This is a genomic window from Pseudomonas sp. PS1(2021) (assembly GCF_020405165.1).
Classification (GTDB): domain Bacteria; phylum Pseudomonadota; class Gammaproteobacteria; order Pseudomonadales; family Pseudomonadaceae; genus Pseudomonas; species Pseudomonas aeruginosa.
Genome location: NZ_CP084484.1, coordinates 740,900 through 766,512, shown reverse-complemented (window position 1 = coordinate 766,512; position 25,613 = coordinate 740,900). Strand labels below are relative to the sequence as shown.

The 25,613-nt window shown below is 64.5% G+C and carries 23 protein-coding genes; 4 read left to right on the top strand and 19 right to left on the bottom strand.

Annotated features, from left to right (window positions below):
* Positions 1-38 precede the first annotated feature (38 nt).
* From sthA to LE197_RS03625, 11 genes are all read right to left on the bottom strand, one after another.
* Positions 39-1,433 carry a Si-specific NAD(P)(+) transhydrogenase gene (sthA, locus tag LE197_RS03675; protein ID WP_003091177.1) on the bottom strand — a complete coding sequence of 465 codons (1,395 nt, stop codon included), beginning with the start codon at positions 1,431-1,433 and terminating at the stop codon, positions 39-41.
* 178 nt (positions 1,434-1,611) lie between these two features.
* Positions 1,612-1,839, bottom strand: coding sequence for a (Na+)-NQR maturation NqrM (gene nqrM, locus LE197_RS03670; protein WP_003091178.1), 228 nt, complete (start codon positions 1,837-1,839; stop codon positions 1,612-1,614).
* Positions 1,836-2,864 (bottom strand): FAD:protein FMN transferase, encoded by a 1,029-nt coding sequence (locus LE197_RS03665; protein ID WP_079754049.1) that lies wholly within the window; start codon positions 2,862-2,864, stop codon positions 1,836-1,838. Before LE197_RS03665 ends, nqrM begins: the two co-directional genes overlap by 4 nt.
* Entirely contained in the window at positions 2,857-4,080 is a 1,224-nt protein-coding gene (nqrF, locus tag LE197_RS03660; RefSeq protein WP_196752270.1) for an NADH:ubiquinone reductase (Na(+)-transporting) subunit F, read from the bottom strand. Before nqrF ends, LE197_RS03665 begins: the two co-directional genes overlap by 8 nt.
* A 10-nt stretch (positions 4,081-4,090) precedes the next feature.
* A complete protein-coding gene (gene nqrE / locus LE197_RS03655) occupies positions 4,091-4,699 on the bottom strand; it encodes an NADH:ubiquinone reductase (Na(+)-transporting) subunit E (protein ID WP_003091182.1) in 609 nt (202 codons plus the stop codon).
* Positions 4,699-5,373: an NADH:ubiquinone reductase (Na(+)-transporting) subunit D gene (gene nqrD, locus LE197_RS03650; protein ID WP_079385187.1), complete on the bottom strand. Its 675-nt coding sequence runs from the start codon at positions 5,371-5,373 to the stop codon at positions 4,699-4,701. Before nqrD ends, nqrE begins: the two co-directional genes overlap by 1 nt.
* Positions 5,370-6,155, bottom strand: a complete 786-nt coding sequence (locus tag LE197_RS03645) for a Na(+)-translocating NADH-quinone reductase subunit C (protein ID WP_003105182.1) — start codon at positions 6,153-6,155, stop codon at positions 5,370-5,372. Before LE197_RS03645 ends, nqrD begins: the two co-directional genes overlap by 4 nt.
* A complete protein-coding gene (locus LE197_RS03640) occupies positions 6,148-7,359 on the bottom strand; it encodes an NADH:ubiquinone reductase (Na(+)-transporting) subunit B (RefSeq protein WP_003109478.1) in 1,212 nt (403 codons plus the stop codon). The genes LE197_RS03645 and LE197_RS03640 overlap by 8 nt, the downstream gene beginning before the upstream one ends.
* A gap of 3 nt (positions 7,360-7,362) precedes the next feature.
* Positions 7,363-8,700, bottom strand: a complete 1,338-nt coding sequence (locus tag LE197_RS03635) for a Na(+)-translocating NADH-quinone reductase subunit A (RefSeq protein ID WP_033968903.1) — start codon at positions 8,698-8,700, stop codon at positions 7,363-7,365.
* Positions 8,701-8,957: 257 nt separating this feature from the next.
* Positions 8,958-10,367: an amino acid permease gene (locus LE197_RS03630; RefSeq protein ID WP_039027691.1), complete on the bottom strand. Its 1,410-nt coding sequence runs from the start codon at positions 10,365-10,367 to the stop codon at positions 8,958-8,960.
* Positions 10,368-10,468: 101 nt separating this feature from the next.
* Positions 10,469-11,935: a glyceraldehyde-3-phosphate dehydrogenase gene (locus LE197_RS03625; protein ID WP_033968904.1), complete on the bottom strand. Its 1,467-nt coding sequence runs from the start codon at positions 11,933-11,935 to the stop codon at positions 10,469-10,471.
* Between the two features lie 139 nt (positions 11,936-12,074).
* Between LE197_RS03625 and mfd the strand changes: the two genes are divergently transcribed.
* Both mfd and LE197_RS03615 read left to right on the top strand, forming a co-directional pair.
* Positions 12,075-15,521: a transcription-repair coupling factor gene (gene mfd / locus LE197_RS03620; protein WP_033968905.1), complete on the top strand. Its 3,447-nt coding sequence runs from the start codon at positions 12,075-12,077 to the stop codon at positions 15,519-15,521.
* Between the two features lie 10 nt (positions 15,522-15,531).
* Positions 15,532-16,161 (top strand): CsiV family protein, encoded by a 630-nt coding sequence (locus LE197_RS03615; RefSeq protein ID WP_003091190.1) that lies wholly within the window; start codon positions 15,532-15,534, stop codon positions 16,159-16,161.
* A gap of 46 nt (positions 16,162-16,207) precedes the next feature.
* Here LE197_RS03615 and LE197_RS03610 read toward each other — a convergent pair whose 3' ends face one another.
* The 3 genes from LE197_RS03610 to psrA form a co-directional block, all read right to left on the bottom strand.
* A complete protein-coding gene (locus LE197_RS03610; protein ID WP_033975949.1) occupies positions 16,208-16,945 on the bottom strand; it encodes an S-methyl-5'-thioinosine phosphorylase in 738 nt (245 codons plus the stop codon).
* Between the two features lie 11 nt (positions 16,946-16,956).
* Positions 16,957-17,955 (bottom strand): beta-N-acetylhexosaminidase, encoded by a 999-nt coding sequence (nagZ, locus tag LE197_RS03605; protein WP_033968908.1) that lies wholly within the window; start codon positions 17,953-17,955, stop codon positions 16,957-16,959.
* Between the two features lie 201 nt (positions 17,956-18,156).
* The gene (psrA, locus tag LE197_RS03600; protein WP_003091195.1) at positions 18,157-18,858 is read right to left on the bottom strand and encodes a transcriptional regulator PsrA; all 702 of its coding nucleotides are present in this window, start codon (positions 18,856-18,858) and stop codon (positions 18,157-18,159) included.
* A gap of 231 nt (positions 18,859-19,089) precedes the next feature.
* Here psrA and lexA point away from each other — a divergent pair, with 231 nt between their 5' ends.
* Together lexA and sulA are read left to right on the top strand one after the other, a co-directional pair.
* Positions 19,090-19,704, top strand: coding sequence for a transcriptional repressor LexA (gene lexA / locus LE197_RS03595; RefSeq protein WP_003091196.1), 615 nt, complete (start codon positions 19,090-19,092; stop codon positions 19,702-19,704).
* A gap of 11 nt (positions 19,705-19,715) precedes the next feature.
* Positions 19,716-20,198, top strand: a complete 483-nt coding sequence (gene sulA / locus LE197_RS03590; protein WP_033968910.1) for an SOS-induced cell division inhibitor SulA — start codon at positions 19,716-19,718, stop codon at positions 20,196-20,198.
* A gap of 20 nt (positions 20,199-20,218) precedes the next feature.
* Here the strand turns inward: sulA and LE197_RS03585 are convergent, their stop codons facing one another.
* The 5 genes from LE197_RS03585 to fadA form a co-directional block, all read right to left on the bottom strand.
* On the bottom strand, positions 20,219-20,452 hold the full coding sequence (locus LE197_RS03585) for a hypothetical protein (RefSeq protein WP_003109483.1): 234 nt from the start codon (positions 20,450-20,452) through the stop codon (positions 20,219-20,221).
* A gap of 205 nt (positions 20,453-20,657) precedes the next feature.
* Complete coding sequence (locus tag LE197_RS03580; protein WP_033975946.1) at positions 20,658-21,176, bottom strand: DUF6586 family protein; 519 nt, start codon at positions 21,174-21,176, stop codon at positions 20,658-20,660.
* Between the two features lie 106 nt (positions 21,177-21,282).
* Positions 21,283-23,889: a type I DNA topoisomerase gene (gene topA / locus LE197_RS03575; RefSeq protein WP_003091201.1), complete on the bottom strand. Its 2,607-nt coding sequence runs from the start codon at positions 23,887-23,889 to the stop codon at positions 21,283-21,285.
* A 90-nt stretch (positions 23,890-23,979) separates the two neighbouring features.
* Positions 23,980-24,243 (bottom strand): DUF1653 domain-containing protein, encoded by a 264-nt coding sequence (locus LE197_RS03570; RefSeq protein ID WP_033968913.1) that lies wholly within the window; start codon positions 24,241-24,243, stop codon positions 23,980-23,982.
* A 193-nt stretch (positions 24,244-24,436) separates the two neighbouring features.
* On the bottom strand, positions 24,437-25,612 hold the full coding sequence (gene fadA, locus LE197_RS03565; RefSeq protein ID WP_003113978.1) for an acetyl-CoA C-acyltransferase FadA: 1,176 nt from the start codon (positions 25,610-25,612) through the stop codon (positions 24,437-24,439).
* Position 25,613: the final 1 nt, after the last annotated feature.

The window sequence follows — 25,613 nt, the reverse complement described above, 5'->3', positions numbered from 1 at the left end:
ATCCCCTCCGGCCGGCTCAGGCCGCCGGCCGGAGTCCTTCAAAAAAGCCGGTTGAGGCCGTCGAACGCCGCCACCCGATAGGCTTCCGCCATGGTCGGGTAGTTGAAGGTGGTGTTGACGAAGTACTTCAGGGTATTCAGCTCGCCCGGCTGGTTCATGATCGCCTGGCCGATGTGGACGATTTCCGAGGCCTGGTCGCCGAAGCAATGCACGCCGAGGATTTCCAGGGTCTCGCGATGGAACAGGATCTTCAGCATGCCCACCGGCTCGTTGGAAATCTGCGCCCGGGCCATGCCCTTGAAGAACGCCTTGCCCACTTCGTAGGGAATCTTCGCCGCGGTCAGTTCGCTTTCGTTCTTGCCGATCGAACTGATCTCCGGAATGGTGTAGATGCCGGTCGGCACGTCGTTGACGAAGCGCCAGCTGTCGCTCTCGACGATGTTGCCGGCGGCCGAGCGGCCCTGGTCGTAGGCAGCGCTGGCCAGGCTCGGCCAGCCGATCACGTCGCCGGCGGCGAAGATGTTGCTCACCGAAGTGCGGTAGTTCTCGTCCACCTCGATCTGGCCACGGCTGTTGACCTTGATGCCGACGTTCTCCAGGCCGAGCTTGTCGGTGTTGCCGGTCCGGCCGTTGCACCAGAGCAGCGCGTCCGCCTTGATCTTCTTGCCCGACTTCAGGTGCAGGATGACGCCGTTGTCCAGCCCCTCGACGCGCTCGTACTCCTCGTTGTGGCGGATCAGCACGTTGTTGTTGCGCAGGTGGTAGCTCAGCGCATCGGAAATCTCGTCATCGAGGAAGCTGAGCAACTGGTCGCGCGTATCGATCAGATCCACCAGCACGCCCAGACCGCTGAAGATCGACGCGTATTCGCAGCCGATCACCCCGGCTCCGTAGATGATCAGCCGGCGCGGGGTGTGGCTCAGGGACAGGATGGTGTCGCTGTCGTAGACCCGTGGGTGGTTGAAATTGATGTCCGAAGGACGATACGGGCGCGAGCCGGTGGCGATCACGAACTGGTCGGCGACCAGGCGTTCCACCGCGCCGCTCGGCGTCACCACTTCGACGGTGCGTTCGTCGACGAAGCTGGCGGTGCCGGTGAACATGTCGATGCGATTGCGCGCGTAGTAGCCGGTGCGCGAGGCGACCTGCTTGGAGATCACCCGGTCGGCGCTCTTCAGCACGTCGGGGAAGGAGAACCAGCGCGGCTCGCCGATCTGGCGGAACATCGGGTTGGTGTTGAACTCGATGATCTGCTTCACCGAGTGGCGCAGGGCCTTGGAAGGAATGGTGCCGAGGTGCGTGCAGTTGCCTCCGACCACGCGACGGCTGTCGACTACCGCCAGCTTGCGTCCGTACTTGGAGGCGTTCATCGCCGCCCCTTCGCCCGCCGGACCCGTGCCCAAAATCACCACGTCGTAGTTGTAGACAGCCATGCGTACTCCTCAGAACAGGCCGAGGCGCCCACTGGCGCCTCCGGCAAAGCCGCTGCACAACATGTGCGCGGCGGATCGATTCGATCATCGGGTCGGTGCGAACGACGGCATTCGCCGGGCAAGGCTCGGTCCGACCTCGAGGCGGGCATATGTTACGCCCTGTGCGAAATGTCGCACATTAGCGTTTGGTCGCGTCGTAGGCGAGTTTTCCGGGCACTACAGATTCGTCGCGGTTCGCCTCCTCGCATTTCTGCCGATCGCCGCCGCAGATCGAGCATTCCTTCTCGATCCCCAGGTTGGCGATGCCGCCGCAGGAACCGGCGATCGGCTTGCGGCCCATGATGACGCCGATGGACATGCCGAAGACCACCAGCAGCATGATGACGAAGACCAGTAGCCAGGTCATGGACGTTCTCCTTGGTTGCCGAACAGTTGCTCGTAGCGTGGCGTGGTGCGGCTGTCGAAACCGTTGCCCTGGCGACTGACGAACAGCGCCGCCAGTCGGTGCTTCTCGGCGAAACGGTAGCCTTCCTCCGGGCCGAGCACCATCAGCAGGGTCGACAGGCCGTCGGCGTTGCGCGTCGATGGATCGATCACCGTGACCGAAGCCAGGTGATGGTCGATCGGCGCACCGGTGCGCGGGTCGAAGGTGTGCGAATAGCGCTGGCCGTTCTCTTCGAAATAGTTGCGGTAATCGCCCGAGGTCGAGACGCCGTAGCCGTCCAGCGCCAGCACCTGCTGGGCGACCCGCTGGCCCTCGCGCGGCGCTTCGATAGCGATGCGCCAGGGCGTGCCGTCCGGCTTGCGCCCTTCGGCTTTCAACTCGCCGGTGATTTCCGCCAGGTAGCTGCGCACGCCGAGCTCCTTCAGGCGTTCGCCTACCGCGTCCACCGTATAGCCAGCGGCGATGCTGTCGAAGTCCAGCTGTACGGCGGCGTCCTTGCACAGGCGCTGGCCGTCGATGCGCAGGTGTCGATGGCCGACGTCACGGCGCACCGCGGCGATCTGCTCGGCGCTGGGAACCTTCTCCACCCGCGCCTGCGGACCGAAGCCCCAGAGGTTCATCAGCGGCTCGACGGTCATGTCGAAGGCGCCCTGGCTCTGTTCCGACAACTCGCCGCCGTAGCGCAGCAACTCCAGCATCGGTGGCGGCAGCTCCATGCAGGACTGCGCCGGCAGCGCATTGAAACGCGAGACCAGGGAGTCGTCGCGGTAGGTGGACATCTGCCGGTCGACCTCGGAGAGGATCGCTTCCACCGCCGCTCTCGCCGTCTGGACGTCGGGCGCCGAGGCGCCGCGCACGTACTTGATCGAATAGGTGCTGCCCATGGTCGGGCCGCTGAAGCTTTCCAGGGTGTCGCCGCAACCGGCCAGGACCAGCGCCAGCGCTGCCAGTCCGGCCATGGCAAGCGGCCGGAAACGCTCAGCCACCGAAATCGTCCAGCAGGATATTCTCGCGCTCCACGCCCAGGTCGGTGAGCATCTTGATCACCGCGGCATTCATCATCGGCGGGCCACACATGTAGAACTCGCAGTCCTCGGGCGCCGGGTGGTCCTTCAGGTAGTTCTCGAACAGCACGTTGTGGATGAAACCGGTCAGGCCGGTCCAGTTGTCCTCCGGCTGCGGGTCGGACAGCGCCAGGTGCCACTGGAAGTTGGGATTCTCCGCCTGCAGCTGGCCGTACTCCTCGGTATAGAAGGCCTCGCGCAGCGAGCGCGCGCCGTACCAGAAGCTGATCTTTCGGTTCGACTTGAGCCGGCGCAACTGGTCGAAGATGTGCGAACGCATCGGCGCCATGCCGGCGCCGCCACCGATGAAGACCATCTCGGCCTCGGTGTCCTTGGCGAAGAACTCGCCGAACGGTCCGTACACGGTGACCTTGTCGCCCGGCTTGAGGTTGAACACCCAGGACGACATCTGCCCCGGCGGCAGGTCGCTGCCTGGCGGTGGCGAGGCGATGCGGATGTTGAACTTGACCACGCCCTTCTCTTCCGGGTAGTTGGCCATCGAGTAGGCGCGGATCACCGTCTCGTCGACCTTCGACACGTAGCGCCACATGTTGAACTTGTCCCAGTCGCCGCGATATTCCGGCTGGATATCGAAGTCCTTGTACTCGACCACGTGCGGCGGGCATTCCAGCTGCACGTAGCCGCCGGCACGAAAGTCCACGCTCTCGCCGTCCGGCAGGCGCAGGGTGAGTTCCTTGATGAAGGTGGCGACGTTGGGGTTGGACTCCACCGTGCACTCCCATTTCTTCACCCCGAAGACCTCTTCAGGCACACGGATCTGCATGTCCTGCTTGACCGGCGTCTGGCACGACAGGCGCCAGCCTTCCTTCGCCTGGCGCCGGGTGAAGTGCGACTCCTCGGTGGGCAGCATCTCGCCGCCGCCCTCGACCACCACGCACTTGCACTGCGCGCAGGTGCCGCCGCCGCCGCAGGCGGAAGACAGGAACACGTTGTTCGCCGCCAGGGTTTGCAGCAACTTGCCGCCGGCCGGCACGGTCAGGCTGTGCTCGCCGTTGATCTGGATGGTCACGTCGCCACTCGACACCAGCTTGGCGCGGGCGACCAGGATGATCGCCACCAGGCCCAGGACGATGGCGGTGAACATGCCGATGGCCAGGAAAATCTCGAATCCGATCACGGGCCTCTCCTTACAACTGCACGCCGGAGAACGACATGAAGCCCAACGACATCAGGCCGATGGTGATGAAGGTGATCCCCAGGCCCTGCAGGCCCTCGGGGACGTCGCTGTACTTGAGCTTCTCGCGGATACCCGCCAGCGCGGCGATCGCCAGCGCCCAGGAAAAGCCCGAGCCGACGCCGTACACCGTGCTCTCGGCAAGGTTGTAGTCGCGCTCGACCATGAACAGCGAGCCGGCCATGATCGCGCAGTTCACCGTGATCAGCGGCAGGAACACGCCCAGCGCGTTGTAGAGGCTGGGCACGTACTTGTCGAGGAGCATCTCGAGGATCTGCACGATGGCGGCGATCACCCCGATGTAGCTGAGCAGGCCGAGGAAGCTCAGGTCCACCTCGGGCAGCCCGGCCCAGGCCAGCGCGCCGTCCTTGAGCAGGTAGGTGTAGATCAGGTTGTTGGCCGGCACCGTGATGGTCTGCACCACGATCACCGCGATACCCAGGCCGATGGCGGTCTCCACCTTCTTCGAGATGGCGATGAAGGTACACATGCCGAGGAAGAACGCCAGCGCCATGTTCTCGACGAACACGGCCTTCACGAACAGGCTGATGTAGTGCTCCATCAGTAAGCCTCCTTGCTGGATACCTGCGGGGCCATCTTGTAGGCCGGGGCCTCGACCTGGTCTTTCTTCCAGGTTCGCAGGGCCCAGATGATCAGGCCGATCAGGAAGAACGCCGAAGGCGGCAGCAGGAGCAGGCCGTTCGGCTGGTACCAGCCACCATCGTTGACCGTCGGCAACACGCTGATGCCGTAGAGCTTGCCGGCGCCGAACAGCTCGCGGACGAAGCCCAGCACCAGCAGCATGACGCTGTAGCCGAGACCGTTGCCGATGCCGTCGAAGAACGACACGAGCGGCGGGTTGGCCATGGCGAAGGCTTCGGCGCGGCCCATCACGATGCAGTTGGTGATGATCAGCCCGACGAACACCGAGAGCTGCTTGCTCAGGCTATAGGCATAGGCCTTGAGCACCTGGTCGACGACGATCACCAGCGAGGCGATGATCACCATCTGCACGATCATCCGGATCGAGCTGGGAATCTGCCGGCGGATCATCGAGATGAACAGGTTGGAGAAGCCGGTCACCAGGGTCAGGGCGATGGCCATGACGGTAGCGGTCTTCAGGTTCGAGGTTACCGCCAGCGCCGAGCAGATCCCGAGGATCTGCAGGCCGATCGGATTGTTCTGGAAGACCGGATTGAACAGGACTTCGCGGATCGTGGGTTGAGCAGCCATCACGCCTCCCCTTTGCGCAGATTGGCGAGGAAGGCGTCGAAACCGTCCTTGCCGAGCCAGAAATGCAGCAGGTTGTCGACCCCCTTGCTGGTCAGGGTGGCGCCGGCCAGGCCGTCGACCTGGTGGGTCGCCTTCGCCGACTGCGGGTCCACCGAGCCCTTGATGATCTGTACGGCAAGATCGCCCTGGGCGTCGTAGAGGGTCTTGCCGACCCACAGCGCCTTCCATTTCGGATTGTCGACCTCGCCGCCGAGACCGGGGGTCTCGCCATGCTGGTAGAAGCCGAAGCCGGCGACCGTATTGAGGTCGCCCTTGAGCGCCAGGAAGCCGTACAGGGTCGACCACAGACCGTAGCCGCGCACCGGCAGGATCAGGGTGTCGAGCTTGCCGTCGGTCTCCACCAGGTAGACCGTGGTATAGCGCTCGCGGCGCTTGATCGAGGCGATGTCCTCGGCGGCGGGCAGCGCGTCCGACAGCGCCGGGTCCTTGGCCGCTTTCAGCGGGTCGTAGCCGAGCGGGTCCTGGGCATCGCTGAAGGTGCCGCTCTGCAGGTCGACCACCTTGGCGGTGATGCGACTGTCGAACAGCGCCTTGACCTCTTTGCCGGACATGCCCGGCTCGCCGAGACCGGCGATGGCGAGGATGCTGCGCTGCTTGTCGAGCAGGCGGTTTTCCGCCTGGGTCGGCTTCAGCGCCACCGCCGCGCCAGCGACGAACACCGAGCTGACCAGGCACACCACCAGGGCTACCAGCAGTGTGCGGGTGGTGGATTCTTGATTAGCCATTGCGCGCCAGCCTCCGCTTGATGTTGGCCTGAACGACGAAATGGTCGATCAGCGGTGCGAACAGGTTGGCGAACAGGATCGCCAGCATCATGCCTTCCGGGAACGCCGGGTTGACCACCCGGATCAGCATGACCATCACGCCGATCAGGGCGCCGAAAAGCCACTTGCCGGTATCGGTCATGGACGCCGAGACCGGGTCGGTGGCCATGAAGATCATGCCGAAGGCGAAGCCGCCGGTGACCAGGTGCCAATACCAGGGCATGGCGAACATCGGGTTGCTGGCCGAGCCGATGGCGTTGAACAGGTAGCTCATGGCGACCATCCCCAGCATCACCCCGGCGACGATGCGCCAGGAGGCGATGCGGGTCAGCAGCAGCACGGCGCCGCCGATGAAGATCGCCAGGGTGCTGGTCTCGCCCATCGAACCCTGCATGTGGCCGAGGAAGGCATCCATCCAGGTCAGGCCGTGGCCGAGGATGTTGTCCACCCCGCCGGCGGCGGCCAGGCTCAGCGAGGTGGCGCCGGCGAAGCCGTCCACCGAGGTCCATACCGCGTCGCCGGACATCTGTGCCGGATAGGCGAAGAACAGGAAGGCCCGGCCGACCAATGCCGGATTGAGGAAGTTCTTCCCGGTGCCGCCGAACACTTCCTTGCCCAGCACCACGCCGAAGCTGATCCCCAGGGCTACCTGCCACAGCGGGACGGAAGGCGGCAGGGTCAGGGCGAACAGCACCGAGGTGACGAAGAAGCCTTCGTTGACCTCGTGGCGGCGGATGCTGGCGAACAGCACCTCCCAGAAACCGCCGACGATGAAGGTGGTCAGGTACACCGGCAGGAAATACGCGGCGCCCTGGACCAGGCAATCCCACAGGCTGTTCGGGTCGAACCCGGCCAGCGCGCCGATCAGGGCGAAGCGCCAGCCATCCTGGGCGCTCAGCAGGTCGGGGCTCTGGGCGAAGATCAGGTTGGCCTGGTGGCCGACGTTGTACATGCCGAAGAACATCGCCGGGAAGGTGCACAGCCAGACGATGATCATCATGCGCTTCAGGTCGATGCCGTCGCGCACGTGTGCAGTGGTGCGGGTGACGCTGCCGGGACGATAGAGGAAGGTGTCCACGGCTTCGTACAGTGGGTACCACTTCTCGTAGCGCCCGCCCTTCTCGAAATGATGCTCGACCTTGTCGAGCAGGTTACGCAAACCCATGGCTCAGCCCTCCTGCTCGATGCGTGCCAGATTGTCCCGCAGAATCGGGCCGTATTCGTACTTGCCGGCGCAGACGTAGCTGCACAGCGCCAGGTCCTCTTCGTCGAGCTCCAGGGCGCCGAGCTTCTGGGCCATTTCCGTGTCGCCGACGATCAGGTAGCGCAGCAGTTGGGTCGGCAGGATATCCAGCGGCATCACCGCCTCGTAGTTGCCTACCGGCACCATCGCTCGTGGGCTGCCGTTGGTGCTGGTGGTGAAGGCGAAGCGCTTGCCGCCGAGCAGCCTGGAGACGAACACGTTGAGCAGCGAATGCTTTTCCACCCCGGCGCGCAGGTAGTGGAGGAACTCGCGCTGGTCGCCCTCCTTGAGGCAGGACAACTGCAGGTGGTAGCGCCCCAGGTAGGCGTAGGCGCCATGGGCGGTGCGACCGCCCAGCACGGAGCCGGAGATCAGCCGGTTGTTGCCCGGCTGCAACTGGCCGGCGGCCAGTTCGTCGAGGCTGGCGCCCAAGCGGGTGCGCACCAGACGCGGCTTTTCCACCACCGGACCGGCCAGGGCGATCACCCGCTCGGTCCACAATTGCCCGGTCGTGAACAGCTTGCCGATGGCGATCACGTCCTGGTAGTTCAGGTTCCACACGCTCTTGCCGGCACCCACCGGGTCGAGGAAATGGATATGGGTGCCGGGCAGGCCCGCCGGATGCGGACCGGCGAAGGCTTGCGCGGTCACGCCGGAGAGCGCCTCGCCGGGTAGCGAAACGCCTTCCGCCTTGCACAGGAACACCCGGGCCAGGCGCCCGAGCACTGTCAGTCCGGCCTGGAAGGCCTCGCCCTGCTCCGCGATAACCACCTGCGGATCGGCGGCCAGCGGCTGGGTATCGATGGCAGTGACGAAAATCGAACTGGGGCTGGACTCGGGATCGGGCACCTTGCTGAACGGCCGGGTCCGCAGCGCGGTCCACAGGCCCGACTGCAACAGGTTGTCGCGGACCTGCTCGGCGCTCAGCGTGGCGAGTTGGTCAGCGGGGTAACGGGCGAACTCCAGTTGCTCGTCGCCGTCGAGATCGATGACCACCGATTGCAGGACGCGCTTCTCGCCACGATGGATGGCACTGACCACACCGGCGCCGGGTGCGGTATAGCTGACGGAGGGATTCTTCTTGTCGGTGAACAGCACCTGCCCCAGCTTCACCCGGTCGCCTACCTGCACCGCCATGGTCGGCTTCATGCCGTGGTAGTCGAAACCGATCAACGCCACGCTGCGTACCGGACGTGCTGCCTCGATGCGCTGTTCGGGGGCGCCGCTGATGGGCAGGTCCAGGCCACGTTTTATCTTGATCATGTCTAGTGCCTAGTGGTCGTGGACAGAAAAGACGAGGCCCAAGTCAGAAAATGACCATCATCGCGCGCAACGTACTGAATTGGCACGATTGATGAATGGCCCCGCAAGGTAACCCCGGGATTATAAAGAGCCACCTCCCCGGGAGCCACCCAAGCCGCACACCGGGTCTTGAAACGCGTAACAGAACACGACAGAAAAACATGCCCGTGCGAAATGAAAAACGGGAGCCGAAGCCCCGTCCCGCGCCACCCGCAGGCTCAGGCCTGCTGGCCGAGCCCGCGCCTTTCCGCCAGCGACAGCTTGACCCGGTAGCACAACCACATCAGCAGCAGCCAGAATGGAATGGCGTACACCGAGATGTTGATCCCGGGGATCATCAGCATGATGCCAAGGATGAACACCACGAAGGCCAGGCACAGGTAGTTGCTGAACGGCGACCAGAGCGCCTTGAAGAAGGTGTCCACGCCCTGGCGCTTCATCGCCGCGCGGAACTTCAGGTGCGACAGGCTGATCATCGCCCAGTTGATCACCAGCGCCGCCACCACCAGCGACATCAGCAGTTCCAGCGCCTTGTGCGGCAATACGTAATTGACGATCACGCAGAGGAAGGTGATCAGCGCCGAGACCAGGATCGAGAGCACCGGCACGCCCCGGCGGTCCACCGACATCAGCGCCTTCGGCGCGTCACCCTGGGCGGCCAGGCCGTAGAGCATCCGGCTATTGCAGTAGACGCCGCTGTTGTAGACCGACAATGCCGCGGTGAGTACTACGAAGTTGAGGATGTTGGCCGCGGTACCGCTGCCGATCAACGAGAAGATCTGCACGAACGGGCTGCCGCTGTAGTCATCGCCGGAAGCGTTGATGGTCTCCACCAACTGGTCCCATGGATACAGCGAGAGCAGCACCGCCAGGGCGCCGATATAGAAGATCAGGATCCGGTAGATCACCTGGTTGATCGCCTTCGGGATCACCTTCCGCGGCTCGGACGCCTCGGCGGCGGTGATACCCACCAGCTCCAGCCCCCCGAAGGAGAACATGATGATCGCCAGGGTCATCACCAGGCCGCTGAGACCGTTGGGGAAGAAGCCGCCGCGGTCCCACAGGTTGCTCACCGAGGCTTGCGGCCCGCCACCACCGCCGACCAGCAGGTAGACACCGAGCAGGATCATGCCGATGATCGCCGCTACCTTGATGATCGCGAACCAGAACTCGGTCTCGCCGAAGGCTTTCACGTTGGCCAGGTTGATCGCGTTGATCAGCACGAAGAACGCCGCCGCCGTCGCCCAGGTCGGCACGTCCGGCCACCAATACTGGATGTACTTGCCCACCGCCGTCAGCTCCGACATGCCCACCAGGATGTACAGCACCCAGTAGTTCCAGCCGGAGAGGAAACCGGCGAAGCCGCCCCAGTACTTGTGTGCGAAGTGACTGAAGGAGCCGGCCACCGGCTCCTCGACGATCATCTCGCCGAGCTGGCGCATGATCAGGAAGGCGATGAAGCCGCCAATGGCGTAACCGAGGATCATCGACGGGCCGGCCGTCTTGATGACGCCCGCCGAGCCGAGGAACAGCCCGGTGCCGATCGCCCCGCCCAGCGCGATCAACTGGATGTGGCGATTCTTCAGGCCACGCTTCAGCTCGCCCTGGTGCAGATGTTGACCATCCATTGAAAAACCCTAAATCGAAGTGAGTAGTTTCTTGTTCTGGTTATCCACAGAAATGAAAAACGGGAGCCCGAGAGCTCCCGTTTTCCTCTACGCCTTGCGCATCAACGCGGGAAGGCCGGCGGGTTGACCCCAGCCATGTCTTCCATCACGCGCACTACCTGGCAGCTGTAGCCGAACTCGTTGTCGTACCACACGTACAGGACGACACGGTTGTCGTTGCAGATGGTCGCCTCGGCGTCCACCACGCCGGCATGGCGCGAACCGACGAAGTCGGTGGAAACCACTTCCTGGGAACTGACGAAGTCGATCTGCTTCTGCAGGTCCGAGTGCATGGCCATCTGGCGCAGGTACTCGTTGATCTCTTCGCGGGTGGTGGACTTTTCCAGGTTCAGGTTGAGGATCGCCATGGACACGTTCGGCGTCGGCACGCGGATCGCATTGCCGGTCAGCTTGCCTTTCAGCACCGGCAGGGCCTTGGCCGCGGCGGTGGCGGCACCGGTCTCGGTGATCACCATGTTCAGCGGCGCGCTGCGGCCACGACGACTGCCCTTGTGGAAGTTGTCGATCAGGTTCTGGTCGTTGGTGTACGAGTGGACGGTCTCGACGTGACCGTTGACGATGCCGTACTGGTCGTTGACGGCCTTCAGCACCGGCACGATGGCGTTGGTGGTGCAGGAGGCGGCAGAGATGATCTTGTCGTCGGCGCCGATGTCGGTGTGGTTGATACCGTGCACGATGTTCTTCAGCGCACCCTTGCCCGGAGCGGTAAGGACCACGCGATCGATCCCCGGGCACTTCAGGTGCTGGCCGAGGCCTTCGGCGTCGCGCCACTTGCCGGTGTTGTCGACCAGTAGGGCGTTCTTGATGCCGTACTGGGTGTAGTCGATCGACGCCGGATCGTTGGAGTAGATCACCTGGATCAGGTTGCCGTTGGCCGTCAGCGTGTTGTTTTCTTCGTCGATGGTGATGGTGCCGTCGAACGGACCGTGCACCGAGTCCCGACGCAGCAGGCTGGCCCGCTTGACCAGGTCGTTCTCGGCGCCCTTGCGCACGACGATCGCGCGCAGGCGCAGGCCGTCGCCGCCGCCGGTCTTCTCGATCAGGATGCGCGCCAGCAGGCGGCCGATGCGGCCGAAGCCGTAGAGCACGACGTCGGTGCCTTCGCGGGCATCGCCGTTCTGCTTGCCGACCACCTCGGCCAGCTCGGCCTTGACGAAGTCCTCGATGCTGCGGCCATTACCTTCTGCCTTGAACTTGGCGACCATCTTGCCCAGATCGACGGAAGCGGCGCCCAGCTTGAGCTCGCTCATCGCCTTGAGGATCGGGAACGTCTCGTGAACCGACAGCTCGGCGTCATCAGCCATGCGATGACGGGCGAAACGATGCGCCTTCATGATCGCGATCACCGAGCGGTTGATCAGACCACGGCCATGGATCGAGGTCACCACATTGTTATTGCGGTAGAGCTGGCCAATCAGCGGGATCATGGCTTCCGCGATGGCTTCACGATCGATCCATTCACCGAGACACTGGTCGGGCTTCTGAGTCACGGGCAATACCTTCCACATGTAGGGGATGAAAAAAGGGGCTACATTATGACCGTGCCGGCCAGGCTCGGCAATCTGCAGCAGTCGGAAGACTGACATCCAGCAGTCGGGAAAGTTACAATCCGGCGGGTCAAATTCCCGACCGGAGCCCAGCTTGCCCGTGTCCGTACTGCGTCTTCCCAGCCTGCCGGCCAGCGCCGGCAAGCAACACTGGGGCAACCTCCCCGGTGCCGCGCTGAGCCTGGCTGTCGCCGAGGCCGCCAGTTCCGCCAAGCGCTTCACCCTGCTGCTGACCGCCGACAGCCAGAATGCCGAACGCCTGGAACAGGAACTGCGGTTCTTCGCCCCCGACCTGCCGGTACTGCATTTCCCCGATTGGGAAACCCTGCCCTACGACGTCTTTTCGCCGCACCAGGACATCATTTCCCAGCGCATCGCCGCCCTCTACCAGTTGCCGCAGCTCAAGCACGGCGTGCTGGTGGTGCCGATCTCCACCGCCCTGCACCGCCTGGCGCCGACCCGCTTCCTGCTCGGCAGCAGCCTGGTCCTCGACGTCGGCCAGAAACTCGATGTCGAGCGGATGCGCTTGCGCCTGGAAGGCGCCGGCTACCGCTGCGTCGACACGGTCTACGAGCACGGCGAGTTCGCCGTCCGCGGCGCGCTGATCGACCTGTTCCCGATGGGCAGCGAGTTGCCCTTCCGTATCGACCTGTTCGACGACGAGATCGAGACCCTGCGCACCTTCGACCCGGAGACCCAACGCTCCATCGACAAGGTCGAGTCGATCCGCCTGCTGCCGGCGCGCGAATTCCCCCTGAACAAGGAAGCGGTCACCGGTTTCCGCGGCCGCTTCCGCGAGCGCTTCGACGTCGACTACCGGCGCTGCCCGATCTACCAGGACCTCGCCAGCGGTTTGACACCCTCGGGAATCGAGTACTACCTGCCACTGTTCTTCGAGGAAACCGCGACGCTCTTCGACTACCTGCCGCAAGACACCCAGGTGTTCTCCCTGCCCGGCATCGAACAGGCCGCCGAGCAGTTCTGGAACGACGTACGCAGCCGCTACGAGGACCGCCGGGTCGATCCGGAACGACCATTGCTGCCGCCGGCGGAAGTGTTCCTTCCGGTGGAAGACTGCTTCGCCCGGCTGAAGAACTGGCCCCGGGTGGTCGCCAGCCAGGAGGACGTCGAGCCGGGCGTCGGGCGCGAGCGCTTCCCGGCCCTGCCGCTGCCGAACCTGGCGATCGAAGCCAAGGCCGCCGAGCCGCTGGCCGCGCTGCGCCGGTTCGTCGAAGAGTTCCCCGGCCGCGTACTGTTCTGCGCCGAATCGGCCGGACGCCGGGAAGTCCTGCTGGAACTGCTGGCCCGACTGAAGCTGCGCCCTGAGGAAGTCGACGGCTGGCCGGCCTTCCTCGCCAGCCAGGCACGCCTGGCGATCAGCATCGCGCCGCTGGACGAGGGCCTGCTGCTGGACCACCCGGCACTCGCCCTGGTCGCCGAAAGCCCGCTGTTCGGCCAGCGCGTCATGCAGCGCCGGCGCCGGGAAAAGACCCGCGACGGCGGCGACGCGGTGATCAAGAACCTCACCGAGCTGCGCGAAGGCGCGCCGGTGGTGCACATCGACCATGGCGTCGGCCGCTACCTGGGCCTGATCACCCTCGAGGTGGACAACCAGCAGGCGGAATTCCTCATGCTGCAATACGCCGAGGACGCCAAACTCTACGTGCCGGTCGCCAACCTGCACCTGATCGCCCGCTACACCGGCGCCGACGACGCCCTGGCGCCGCTGCACCGACTCGGCTCGGAAACCTGGCAGAAGGCCAAGCGCAAGGCCGCCGAACAGGTTCGCGACGTCGCCGCCGAACTGCTCGACATCTACGCCCGCCGAGCCGCCCGCGAAGGCTTCGCGTTCAAGGATCCGCAGGCCGACTACGCGACCTTCTCGGCCGGCTTCCCGTTCGAGGAGACGCCGGACCAGCAAGGCGCCATCGAGGCGGTGGTCGCCGACATGCTCGCGCCCAGGCCCATGGACCGCCTGGTCTGCGGCGACGTCGGTTTCGGCAAGACCGAAGTGGCGATGCGCGCGGCGTTCGTCGCCGTGCATAGCGGCAAGCAGGTGGCGGTGCTGGTGCCCACCACCCTGCTCGCCCAGCAGCACTACAACAGCTTCCGCGACCGCTTCGCCGACTGGCCGGTAAGCGTCGAGGTGATGAGCCGCTTCAAGAGCGCCAAGGAAGTCGAGAACGCCGCGCGGCTATTGGCCGAAGGCAAGATCGACATCCTCATCGGAACCCACAAGCTGCTCCAGGAAGACGTGAAGTTCGCCAACCTGGGGTTGGTCGTGATCGACGAGGAACACCGCTTCGGAGTGCGCCAGAAGGAGCAGCTCAAGGCCCTGCGCAGCGAAGTGGACATCCTCACCCTCACCGCCACGCCGATCCCGCGGACCCTGAACATGGCCGTCTCCGGCATGCGCGACCTGTCGATCATCGCCACGCCGCCGGCACGCCGCCTGTCGGTGCGCACCTTCGTCATGGAGCAGCAGAACGCGGTGATCAAGGAAGCGCTGCTCCGCGAACTGCTGCGCGGCGGCCAGGTGTACTACCTGCACAACGAAGTGAAGACCATCGAGAAGTGCGCCCGCGACCTCGCCGAACTGGTCCCGGAGGCGCGCATCGGCATCGGCCACGGACAGATGCACGAGCGCGAGCTGGAACAGGTGATGAGCGACTTCTACCACAAGCGCTTCAACGTGCTGGTGGCCTCGACCATCATCGAGACCGGCATCGACGTGCCCAGCGCCAACACCATTCTCATCGAGCGCGCCGACAAGTTCGGCCTGGCCCAGTTGCACCAGTTGCGCGGGCGCGTCGGTCGCAGCCACCACCAGGCCTACGCCTACCTGCTGACGCCGCCGCGCCGGCAGATGACCCCGGACGCGGAGAAGCGCCTGGAAGCCATCGCCAACGCCCAGGATCTGGGCGCCGGCTTCGTCCTCGCCACCCACGACCTGGAGATCCGCGGCGCCGGCGAGTTGCTCGGCGACGGCCAGAGCGGGCAGATCCAGGCGGTCGGCTTCACCCTCTACATGGAAATGCTCGAACGGGCGGTGAAGGCCATCCGCAAGGGCGAGCAACCGAACCTCGAGCAGCCGCTGGGCGGCGGGCCGGAGGTCAACCTGCGGGTGCCTGCGCTGATCCCCGAGGATTACCTGCCCGACGTACATGCCCGGCTGATCCTCTACAAGCGCATCGCCAACGCCCCTGACGAGGAAGGTTTGCGTGAGTTGCAGGTGGAAATGATCGACCGCTTCGGGCTCCTGCCCGATCCGGCGAAGAACCTGATGCGCCTGACCCTTCTGAAGCTGCAGGCGGAAAAACTTGGAATACTCAAGGTCGATGCCGGACCGCAGGGCGGTCGTATAGAATTCGCCGCCGATACCCAGGTCGACCCGCTGGTATTGATCAAGCTGATCCAGGGCCAGCCGAACCGCTACAAGTTCGAAGGCGCAACCCTGTTCCGCTTCCAGGTGCCCATGGAACGACCGGAAGAACGCTTCAATACCCTGGAGGCGCTGTTCGAGCGCCTGACACCGCAAACCACCTAAGGATTAGCCTATGCGCTTGTTCCGTTGCCTTGCCCTGCTGCTCTCACTGGCCGCCCCCGCGGCATTCGCCGGCGGTCCCTACCAGGTGGAACTGGTGGTGTTCCGCCAGGCCGGCGATGCCGTGCCGTCCAGCCAGCCGGCGCCGGACGACTGGGCCACCGGCGCACAGCCGCTGGCCAGCGACGCCCTGCGTGCCACCGCGCTCGACAACCAGCTCGCCAAGCTCAGCCAGGACAACGGCTACACCGTGCTGCTGCACAAGGCCTGGCGCCAGGACATCGGCGAAACCCCGGTGAAGATCGCCCTCAGCGAAGGCCAGGAACAGGATCATCATTTCCCGGTGGAAGGTACGCTGACCCTCAGCCAGGTGCGTTTCGTCGACATGGAGGCCGACTTCTGGGTCAATCGCTTCGGCGACGACGGTTTCCTCGCCGGCAGCCAGCACATCAGACAGGGCACGCGGCTGAAGAATGGCGAACTGACCTATCTCGACCATCCGAGCCTGGGCATCCTGATCAAGGTAGTGCCGGTCGGCGCCCGTCCCGCCGCCCCCAATCCCATGGAAATGGAAGAACAGCAGGCACCGGCGGACGCGCCTCCCGTCGAAGGCGGCTTCGACGCCGCACCTCCTGCGCAATAGCGAAAAAGGCCGCAATAGCGGCCTTTTTTTTCGTTGCGATGACCGCCTAGCCGGCCAGGACCCGCGCCAGCACCTCGCGCACCTTGCCGATGCCATCGTGCAACGCCTGTTCGATTTCGGCCATGGTGATGATCCCCGCAGTCTTGCCCGCCGCGGGATTGACCACCAGCGCCAGGCAGGCGTAGGGCAGGTCCAGCTCGCGGGCCAGTGCCGCCTCGGGCATGCCGGTCATACCGACGATATCGTTGCCGTCCCGCTCCAGCCGAGCGATTTCCGCCACCGTTTCCAGGCGCGGCCCTTGGGTGCAGGCGTAGACCCCATGGCTGCTGTGCGCCAGCCCCAACGCACGCAACGCCTCGATCAGGCGCTGGCGCAACGGCTCGTCATAGGGGTGGCTGAAGTCGATATGGGTGACATGCTCGATATCGCCGGCGAAATAGGTGTGCTCGCGTCCGGAGCTGTAGTCGATCAGTTGGTGCGGCACGCACAGGTGCCCCGTTCCCATCGCCGCATGGATGCCACCCACCGCGTTCACCGCGATCACCGCCTCGGCACCCGCCTGCTTCAGCGCCCAGAGATTGGCCCGGTAGTTCACCTGGTGCGGCGGGAAGCGGTGCGGATGACCGTGACGTGCCAGGAACAGCACCTCGCGCCCGGCGTAGCGGCCACGCTGGAGCGGCGCGGACGGCGCGCCATACGGCGTTTCGATCGGCAGGGACTCGCTCAGGGTCAGCCCATCCAGCTGGGTCAGGCCGGTTCCTCCGATAATCGCGTAGACACTCATCGACAGCTCCCTCAATCAATCAGTTGCGCGGCGCGCAACGCGGACAGTGCTTCCAGCCAGCGCGGCTGCTGGCGATAGTCGGTATTCGCATAGCCCTTGCCGCGCATGCGTTGCAGGCGCGACGGCGGCGTCACCTTCAGGCGTTGCAGGGCTGCCAGGGCCAGCTCGGCCGAAGCCCGGTCGTTGCACACCAGGCCCATGTCGCAGCCCGCGGCCAGGGCGGCCTCGATGCGGCTGGCGGCGTCGCCGACCACATGGGCGCCGGCCATCGACAGGTCGTCGCTGAAGATCACCCCGTCGAACTTCAGCTCGCCGCGCAGGATCTCCTGCAACCAGCGCCGGGAAAAGCCGGCGGGCTGCGGGTCGACCTGCGGATAGATCACATGGGCCGGCATCAGCGCGTCGAGCTGTCCGGCCAGGCGGGCGAACGGAACCAGATCGCTGCGCCGGATTTCCTCGAGGCTGCGCTCGTCTTCGGGAATCGCCACATGGGAATCGGCCTCGGCCCAGCCGTGACCGGGAAAATGCTTGCCGGTGGCGGCCATCCCGGCGGCATGCATGCCGCGAATGAAGGCGCCGGCGAGCAACGCGGCACGCTCCGGGTCGCCCTCGAAGGCGCGGCTACCGACCACGGCGCTGCGCTGGTGATCGAGATCCAGCACCGGCGCGAAACTCAGGTCGAGGCCGACCGACTGCACCTCGGTCGCCATCAGCCAGCCACAGTGCTCGGCCAGCTCTTCGGCATTGGGGTTGTCGGCGATCGCGCGCATCGCCGGCAAGCGCACGAATCCCTGGCGCAGGCGCTGCACGCGCCCTCCTTCCTGGTCGACGGCCAGCAACAGGTCGGGACGGATGGCGCGAATGGCCGCACACAGTTCGCGAACCTGGGCAGGATGCTCGATGTTGCGAGCGAAGATGATCAGTCCGCCCACCTCGGGGTGGCGCAGGATTTGGCGGTCCTCGGCGGTCAGCCAGGTGCCGCCGATGTCGAGCATCAGAGAGCCTTGCATGAAAAGTCCTATGGCCTGGAAATCAGCGAAGCCCGCCGTCACGGGCCTCAGACAGCGCACACTGTACTGCACCCGGCAGAAAGACTTAAGTCCCGGGGCAGTACCACGCGCCTGCCAATGGAGCCGGCCCGGCGCATGGAGTTCCGCCCGGAACATAGAGAAAGGAGGAAGGAAAACGGCGCCCTGGGGCGCCGTCTGCGATCAGGCCTTGGCGGGCGTCTTGTTCCGCGGGCGCAGTTGCGCCCCGGCCAGCAGCGGATCGTCGATACCGCTCTCGGCGCGCATGCCGGCAGCGAAGAACGGCACCATCAGGTGCATCACCTGCTCGGTGGAAGTGTTCACGCCGAAATCGGTTTCCGCCATCGCCCGCAGGGCCTTGATCCCCGACATGCTGAAGGCGGCCGCGCCGAGCATGAAGTGCACGCGCCAGAACAGCTCGATGGGCGGCAGCTTCGGCGCCGCCTCGTTGACCAGCAGCATGTAGCGCCGGAAAACCTTGCCGTAGACCTCTTCCAGGTACTTGCGCAGGTGCCCCTGGCTCTGGCTGAAGGCCAGGCCGAGCAAGCGCATGAAGATCGACAGGTCGTTGCCGCTGCGCGGCTTCACCGCCATCGCCTGGGACACCAGCAGGTGCAGGAGGTCCTCCAGGGTGGCGTGCTGGGCTTCGGGCTTGGCCTGGCGACGATCCAGTTCCTTTTCCAGACTGGCGCAGAATGGCCCGAGGAAGCGCGAGAACACCGCCTGGATCAGCGCCTTCTTCGAACCGAAGTGATAATTCACCGCCGCCAGGTTGACCCCGGCCTTGCTGGTGATCAGACGCAACGAGGTTTCGGCGAAGCCTTTTTCCGCGAACAGCTGTTCCGCCGCATCGAGAATGCGTTCGACGGTTTCCGACTGGGCCATGGTTTCTCCGCCTGACAAACACTTGTTTGAAACATACGTTTCAGCCACATCCCTTGTCAAGCGGCAGATGACGCACCAGTCAGGAAAATTACAGAGAAGTCCCGAAAAACGGAAGCAAGACACTGGCCAACTTCATCGTGACGCAGGGCGAAATGTCATGCGGAAAATCATTGCCACGCCTCGCTCACTGTATATAATCCCAGTCACTGGATAAAAACACAGAGCGACGACATGCAGAAGCTGACGCCCCGCCAAGCCGAGATCCTCTCCTTCATCAAGCGCTGCCTGGAAGACCACGGCTTTCCGCCGACCCGGGCGGAAATCGCCCAGGAACTCGGCTTCAAGTCGCCGAACGCCGCCGAGGAGCACCTCAAGGCGCTCGCGCGCAAGGGTGCCATCGAAATGACTCCGGGCGCCTCTCGCGGCATCCGCATTCCCGGCTTCGAACCGCATGCCGCCAACGACGATGAGGGCCTGCCGGTGATCGGACGCGTCGCCGCCGGCGCACCGATCCTCGCCGAACAGAACATCGAGGAATCCTGCCGGATCAATCCCGCCTTCTTCAATCCTCGCGCCGACTACCTGTTGCGCGTGCGCGGCATGAGCATGAAGGACATCGGCATCCTCGACGGCGACCTGCTGGCTGTCCACGTCACCCGCGAAGCGCGCAACGGCCAGGTGGTAGTCGCGCGGATCGGCGAGGAGGTCACAGTGAAACGTTTCAAGCGCGAAGGCAGCAAGGTCTGGCTGCTGGCGGAAAACCCTGAGTTCGCTCCGATCGAAGTCGATCTGAAGGAGCAGGAACTGATCATCGAAGGCTTGAGCGTCGGCGTGATCCGGCGCTGACAGGAGATACCATGCAGACCTCCCACTCGCTGCCCAGCGCCCAGTTGCCACTGTTCCAGGAAGCGTTCTGGGCCAGCAACGGCGCTCCCTTGCTCGACGATGTCATCGACAGCCCTTCCAGCTCCATCGAGGAACCCGCTGCCTTTAGCGAACTTTCGCTCAGCGGCCTGCCGGGGCACTGCCTGACCCTGCTCGCGCCGATTCTCCGCGAGCTCAGCGAGGAACAGGATGCCCGCTGGCTGACCCTGATCGCTCCGCCGGCGAGCCTGACCCATGAGTGGCTGCGCCGCGCCGGCCTGAACCGCGAGCGCATCCTGCTACTACAGGCGAAGGACAACGCCGCTGCCCTGGCGCTCAGTTGCGAGGCCTTGCGCCTGGGCCGCAGCCACACCGTGGTCAGTTGGCTGGAACCGCTGAGCCGGGCGGCGCGCAAGCAACTGTCCCGCGCCGCCCAACTGGGCCAAGCACAGAGCCTGAATATTCGTCTGGGTTGAAAAACGGCGGGGGACAGCGTTCAGTGCAGGACGCGGGGGCCTTCGTCGTGCTCCATCTCGCCCTCGGCAAGACGACCGGCCATTTGCACGCCGACATTGAACATGGCCTTGGCCACTTCGACATGCTGGCCTTGCAGGAAATTCTTCGCGTCCCCGGAGAACTCCAGGGTCACCAACGCCTCCTCGTCATCGGCGCGACGCAGCACGATGCGCCCGTCGGGCATTTCTACGATTTCAAGGAAGGATGTTGGCATGACAGACGCTCTCTACGAAGACGCGACATTGTAACAGCCCATCCAGTGCATCCCTAGCCCGCAACCGCCTTCCGGTTCCGCTCTCGCGCCTGTAACGGCGGTTCCAGAGCGCCCGGACGGCATCCGCTAAATTTTTTTGCTGGCAAATCAACCGAGTGGAACGGTAGGAAAATTTCCTACCGCTGATCGGCGAATGACGACGGCGTTACAGCTCCGTCAGGCTCTCGCGAAAACGCAGGACCAGTTGCTTCAACGACTGCCGCCATTCCTCGAGGGTCTCGCGAGAAAGCAAGGGAGCGTCTTCGTCGATACTCACGGCAACGATCAACGGTGTGCTGGGGTCGATCTTCGCTGCCTTGGTCGGTCGCGGCGGCAGGAACAGCTCGGAGTAGGCGCCCAGCAACTGGCCCAGCCAGGTTTCCGGCTGCGACGCCAACTCCACCAGTTCAGCCAGCTCGGGGCTGGGCGCGGCCGCCAGCACTTCGGCATTCAGCAATGCATCCACGCGAGGAGCGGCAGCCTGCGGCAGACGGTAGTAACCGGCGATCTCATGGCATACGCCGAGCACTGCGCCATAAAGGTGAAACAGCGCCGACTCGCGCTCCGCCTGAATGATCGCCTGGGCATTCATCGCCCGCTCGGCATCGGCTCGCTTCCAGGCCTCCAGAGCCAACCCGGCGAAATACAGCTTCTGGTTGGTGCGGGTATAAAGCTCTTGGGCCATGCCGGTACTCCCGGTTAAAACTGGAAGGAATGCGGAGCGCAGGCCAGGTCAGCGCCCGGCCTTCGCGCAGTATAAGCGCGCCCCATGCAAGCGGGCGCGCCATCCATCAGCGCTTGTCTTCGACCTTCCACTTGCCTCCATCGTAGAAGGCGCGCCAGCCGGTGGGCTTGCCATCGACCTCGGACTGCACGTACTGCTCCTTGGTCTTGCGGCTGAAACGGATCACCGCGGGACGGCCGTCCGGGTCTTTCTGCGGGGCGTCGCAGAGGTAATGGTACTTGGGATCCAGCTCGGCCTTGTGCGGGATGATCTCGCTCACCAACGGCGCGCGGGTCTCGCGGTTCTTCGGGAACTGGCTGGCGGCCAGGAACATGCCCGAAGCGCCGTCGCGCAACACGTAGATATCGTCCACCTTCTCGCACTTCAATTCAGGCATGCGGATGGCGTCCATCTTCGGCGGCGCCGCCTCGCCATTCTTCAGCAGCTTGCGGGTGTTCTTGCAGGTCGGATTGGTGCAACCGAAGAACTTGCCGAAACGGCCGGTCTTCAACTGCATCTCGCTGCCACACTTGTCGCATTCCAGGCTCGGCCCTTCGTAGCCCTTGATCCGGTACTGGCCTTCCTCGATCTCGTAGCCCGGACAGTCGGGGTTGTTGCCGCAGATATGCAGCTTGTGTTTCTCGTCCAGCAGGTAGGCGTCCATCGCGGTACTGCAGATCGGGCAGCGATGCTTGCCACGCAACACCCGCGACTCGGACTCGCCCTCGTCGTCCGCGGCGATCTCGTCGCCGGGAATCAGATTAACGGTCGCCTTGCAACGCTCCTTCGGCGGCAGGCTGTAGCCCGAGCAGCCGAGGAACACGCCGGTGGAGGCGGTACGAATCATCATCGGCCGGCCGCACTCGCGGCAGGGAATGTTGGTCAGGGTCGGCTGGTTGGCGCGCATCCCCTTCTCGCTGACTTCGGCCACCTCGAGCTTCTTCTTGAAATCGCCGTAGAACTCGTCGAGCAGGTGCTTCCAGTCGCGCTCGCCCTGGGCCACGTCGTCGAGATGCTCCTCCATCCCGGCGGTGAAGCCGTAGTCCATCAGGTTGGCGAAGCTCTCGTTGAGCCGATCGGTGACGATGTCGCCCATCTTCTCCGCATAGAAGCGGCGGTTGTGGGTGGTTACGTAGCCGCGCTCCTGGATGGTGGAGATGATCGCCGCGTAGGTCGAGGGGCGGCCGATACCGCGCTTCTCCAGTTCCTTGACCAGGCTCGCTTCGGAGTAGCGCGCCGGCGGCTTGGTGAAGTGCTGGCTCGGATCGAGCTTGATCAGTTTGAGGTTCTCGCCTTCCTTCATTTCCGGCAGGACGTCGTCCTCGCCCGGCTTGCTCTGCTGCGGCAGTACCCGGGTATAACCGTCGAACTTGAGGATGCGGCCCTTGGCGCGCAGCTCGAAATCGCCGGCGGTGACGCTCACGCTGGTCGAAAGGTATTCGGCCGGGGTCATCTGGCACGCCACGAACTGGCGCCAGATCAGGTCGTACAGGCGCTCGGCGTCGCGCTCCATGCCGGACAGCTGGGTCGGCTTGAGGTTGACATCGGAAGGACGGATCGCCTCGTGCGCTTCCTGGGCGCCCTCCTTGCTCGAGTAGACGTTGGCCTTGCCCGGCAGGTACTTCTGGCCGAACTCGTCTTCGATGAAACCGCGGACCATGCCAATGGCATCGGCCGACAGGTTGGTCGAGTCGGTACGCATGTAGGTGATGTAGCCGGCCTCGTAGAGACGCTGGGCCATCATCATGGTCTTCTTCACCCCGAAACCCAGGCGGTTGCTCGCCGCCTGCTGCAGGGTGGAAGTGATGAACGGCGCCGAGGGACGGCTGGAGGTCGGCCGGTCCTCGCGCTTGGCGACGCTATAGGCCGACGCCTTGAGCTTTTCCAGGGCCGCCATGGCCTGGGCTTCGTTGAGCGGCTTGAAGGCCTCGCCCTTCTCGCGGGTAACCTCGAAGCGCACGTTGGCGCCCTTGGCGGTACCGAGGTCGGCATGCACTTCCCAGTACTCTTCCGGGACGAAGGCGCGGATCTCGCGCTCGCGCTCCACCACCAGCTTCACCGCCACCGACTGCACGCGGCCGGCGGACAACCCGCGGGCAATCTTCTGCCAGAGCAGCGGCGAGACCATGTAGCCGACCACGCGGTCGAGGAAACGCCGCGCCTGCTGGGCGTTCACCCGGTTGATATCGAGCTCGCCGGGCTGGGAAAAGGCCTCCTGGATGGCCTTCTTGGTGATTTCGTTGAACACCACGCGCTTGTAGCGGCTTTCGTCGCCGCCGATGGCTTCCCGCAGGTGCCAGGCGATGGCCTCCCCTTCGCGGTCCAAGTCGGTCGCGAGATAGACGGTGTCGGCGTCCTTGGCCAGGCGGCGCAGCTCGTCGATGACCTTTTCCTTCCCCGGCAGGATCTCGTACTTGGCCTTCCAGCCATGCTCGGGGTCGACCCCCATGCGCGAGACCAGTTGGCGCCTGGCCTTCTCCTTCGGTGACAGCGCCGGCGCCTCGGAGGCGCTCTTGCGGCCCTTGGCCGCCGGCTCCTTGGAACTCGACGAACCACTGGTGGGCAGGTCACGGATGTGGCCGATGCTCGACTTCACCACGTACTGGCTGCCCAGGTACTTGTTGATGGTCTTGGCCTTGGCCGGGGATTCCACGATGACCAGCGATTTACCCATGGATCGGAAGGTTCCTGCGTCGAAAAGATGAATATAAAGGAGGGAGCGACTAGCGCGGCACCGCTATATATAGTGGCGAACGAGCCAAGGTCAAGCGCGGTCTTCCCCGTCGGGAGCTTTCTGCAAGCCCAGGGGATCGGCCTCGGGACTCACCAGGACGAAGCGCGGCACCCACTCACCATCGACCTCCACGGCCTCGGTGAACATCTCCAGCGGACGCACCCAGAGACCGAATTCGCCGTACAGCGCCTGGTAGATCACCAGCGCCTCTTCCGTCTCCGAATGTCGAGCGACACCCAGGACCCGGTAGTTCTGTCCCTTGTAATGACGATAGAGCCCAGCCTGCAGGTCCATGTTCCTTACCTTGTCTCGAAAATCGGAAAACAACGGCACAATGCCGACATACAACAGCCCGGTATAGGCACGGATCGCACAATAGGCAAACCCGCGCTCCCGGGGCGTCATTTGCTCGATGCAGCCGGAAACGGCTGACACTGAAAAACGAAAGCCGGGGCACGAGGCCCCGGCTTTCCCCTTCTACGAACGCTTAGATGCGCTCGAAGACGGTGGTGATACCCTGTCCCAGGCCCACGCACATGGTGGACACGCCAAGGGTACCGCCGTTCTGCTTCATCACGTTCAACAGGGTGCCGGAAATGCGCGCACCGGAGCAACCGAACGGGTGACCCAGGGCGATGGCGCCGCCGTGGAGGTTGACCTTCTCGTCCATCTTGTCGAGCAGCTTGAGGTCCTTCAGCACAGGCAGGGCCTGGGCGGCGAAGGCTTCGTTGAGTTCGACGAAGTCGATGTCGGCGATGGTCAGGCCGGCGCGCTTGAGCGCCTTGTTGGTCGACGGCACCGGGCCGTAGCCCATGATCGCCGGATCGACACCCGCCACGGCCATGGAGCGGATCACCGCCATCGGCTGGATGCCCAGATCCTGGGCGCGCTGGGCCGACATCACGATCATGCAGGAGGCGCCGTCGGTGATCTGCGAGGAGGTCCCCGCGGTCACGGTGCCGCCTTTCGGATTGAACGCCGGCTTCAACTCGGCCAGGGTCTCGACGGTGGTTTCCGGACGAATGGTCTCATCGAAGTCGAAGACTTTCAGGAAACCGTTCTCGTCATACCCTTCCATCGGGATGATCTCGTCCTTGAACTTGCCTTCCTGGGTGGCTTTCCACGCCAGTTGGTGCGAACGCGCGCCGAACTTGTCCTGCGCCTCACGGCTGATACCGTGCATCTTGCCGAGCATTTCCGCGGTCAGGCCCATCATGCCCGAGGCCTTGGCCGCGTACAGGGACAGGTGCGGGTTCGGGTCGACGCCATGCATCATGCCGACGTGGCCCATGTGCTCCACGCCGCCGATGACGAATACATCGCCATTGCCGGTCTGGATCGCCTGGGCGGCGGTGTGCAGCGCGCTCATCGACGAACCGCACAGGCGGCTGACGGTCTGCGCGGCGCTGGTGTGCGGGATCTGGGTCATCAGCGACGCCATGCGCGCGATGTTCCAGCCCTGCTCCAGGGTCTGGTTGACGCAGCCCCAGATCACGTCTTCCACTTCGGCCGGGTCGACCTTCGGGTTGCGCTCCAGCAGCTTGCTGATCAGGTGCGCCGACATGGTCTCGGCGCGGGTGTTGCGGTGCATGCCACCCTTGGAACGACCCATCGGGGTGCGGCCGAAGTCGACAATGACGACGTCTCTCGGATTCAGGCTCATA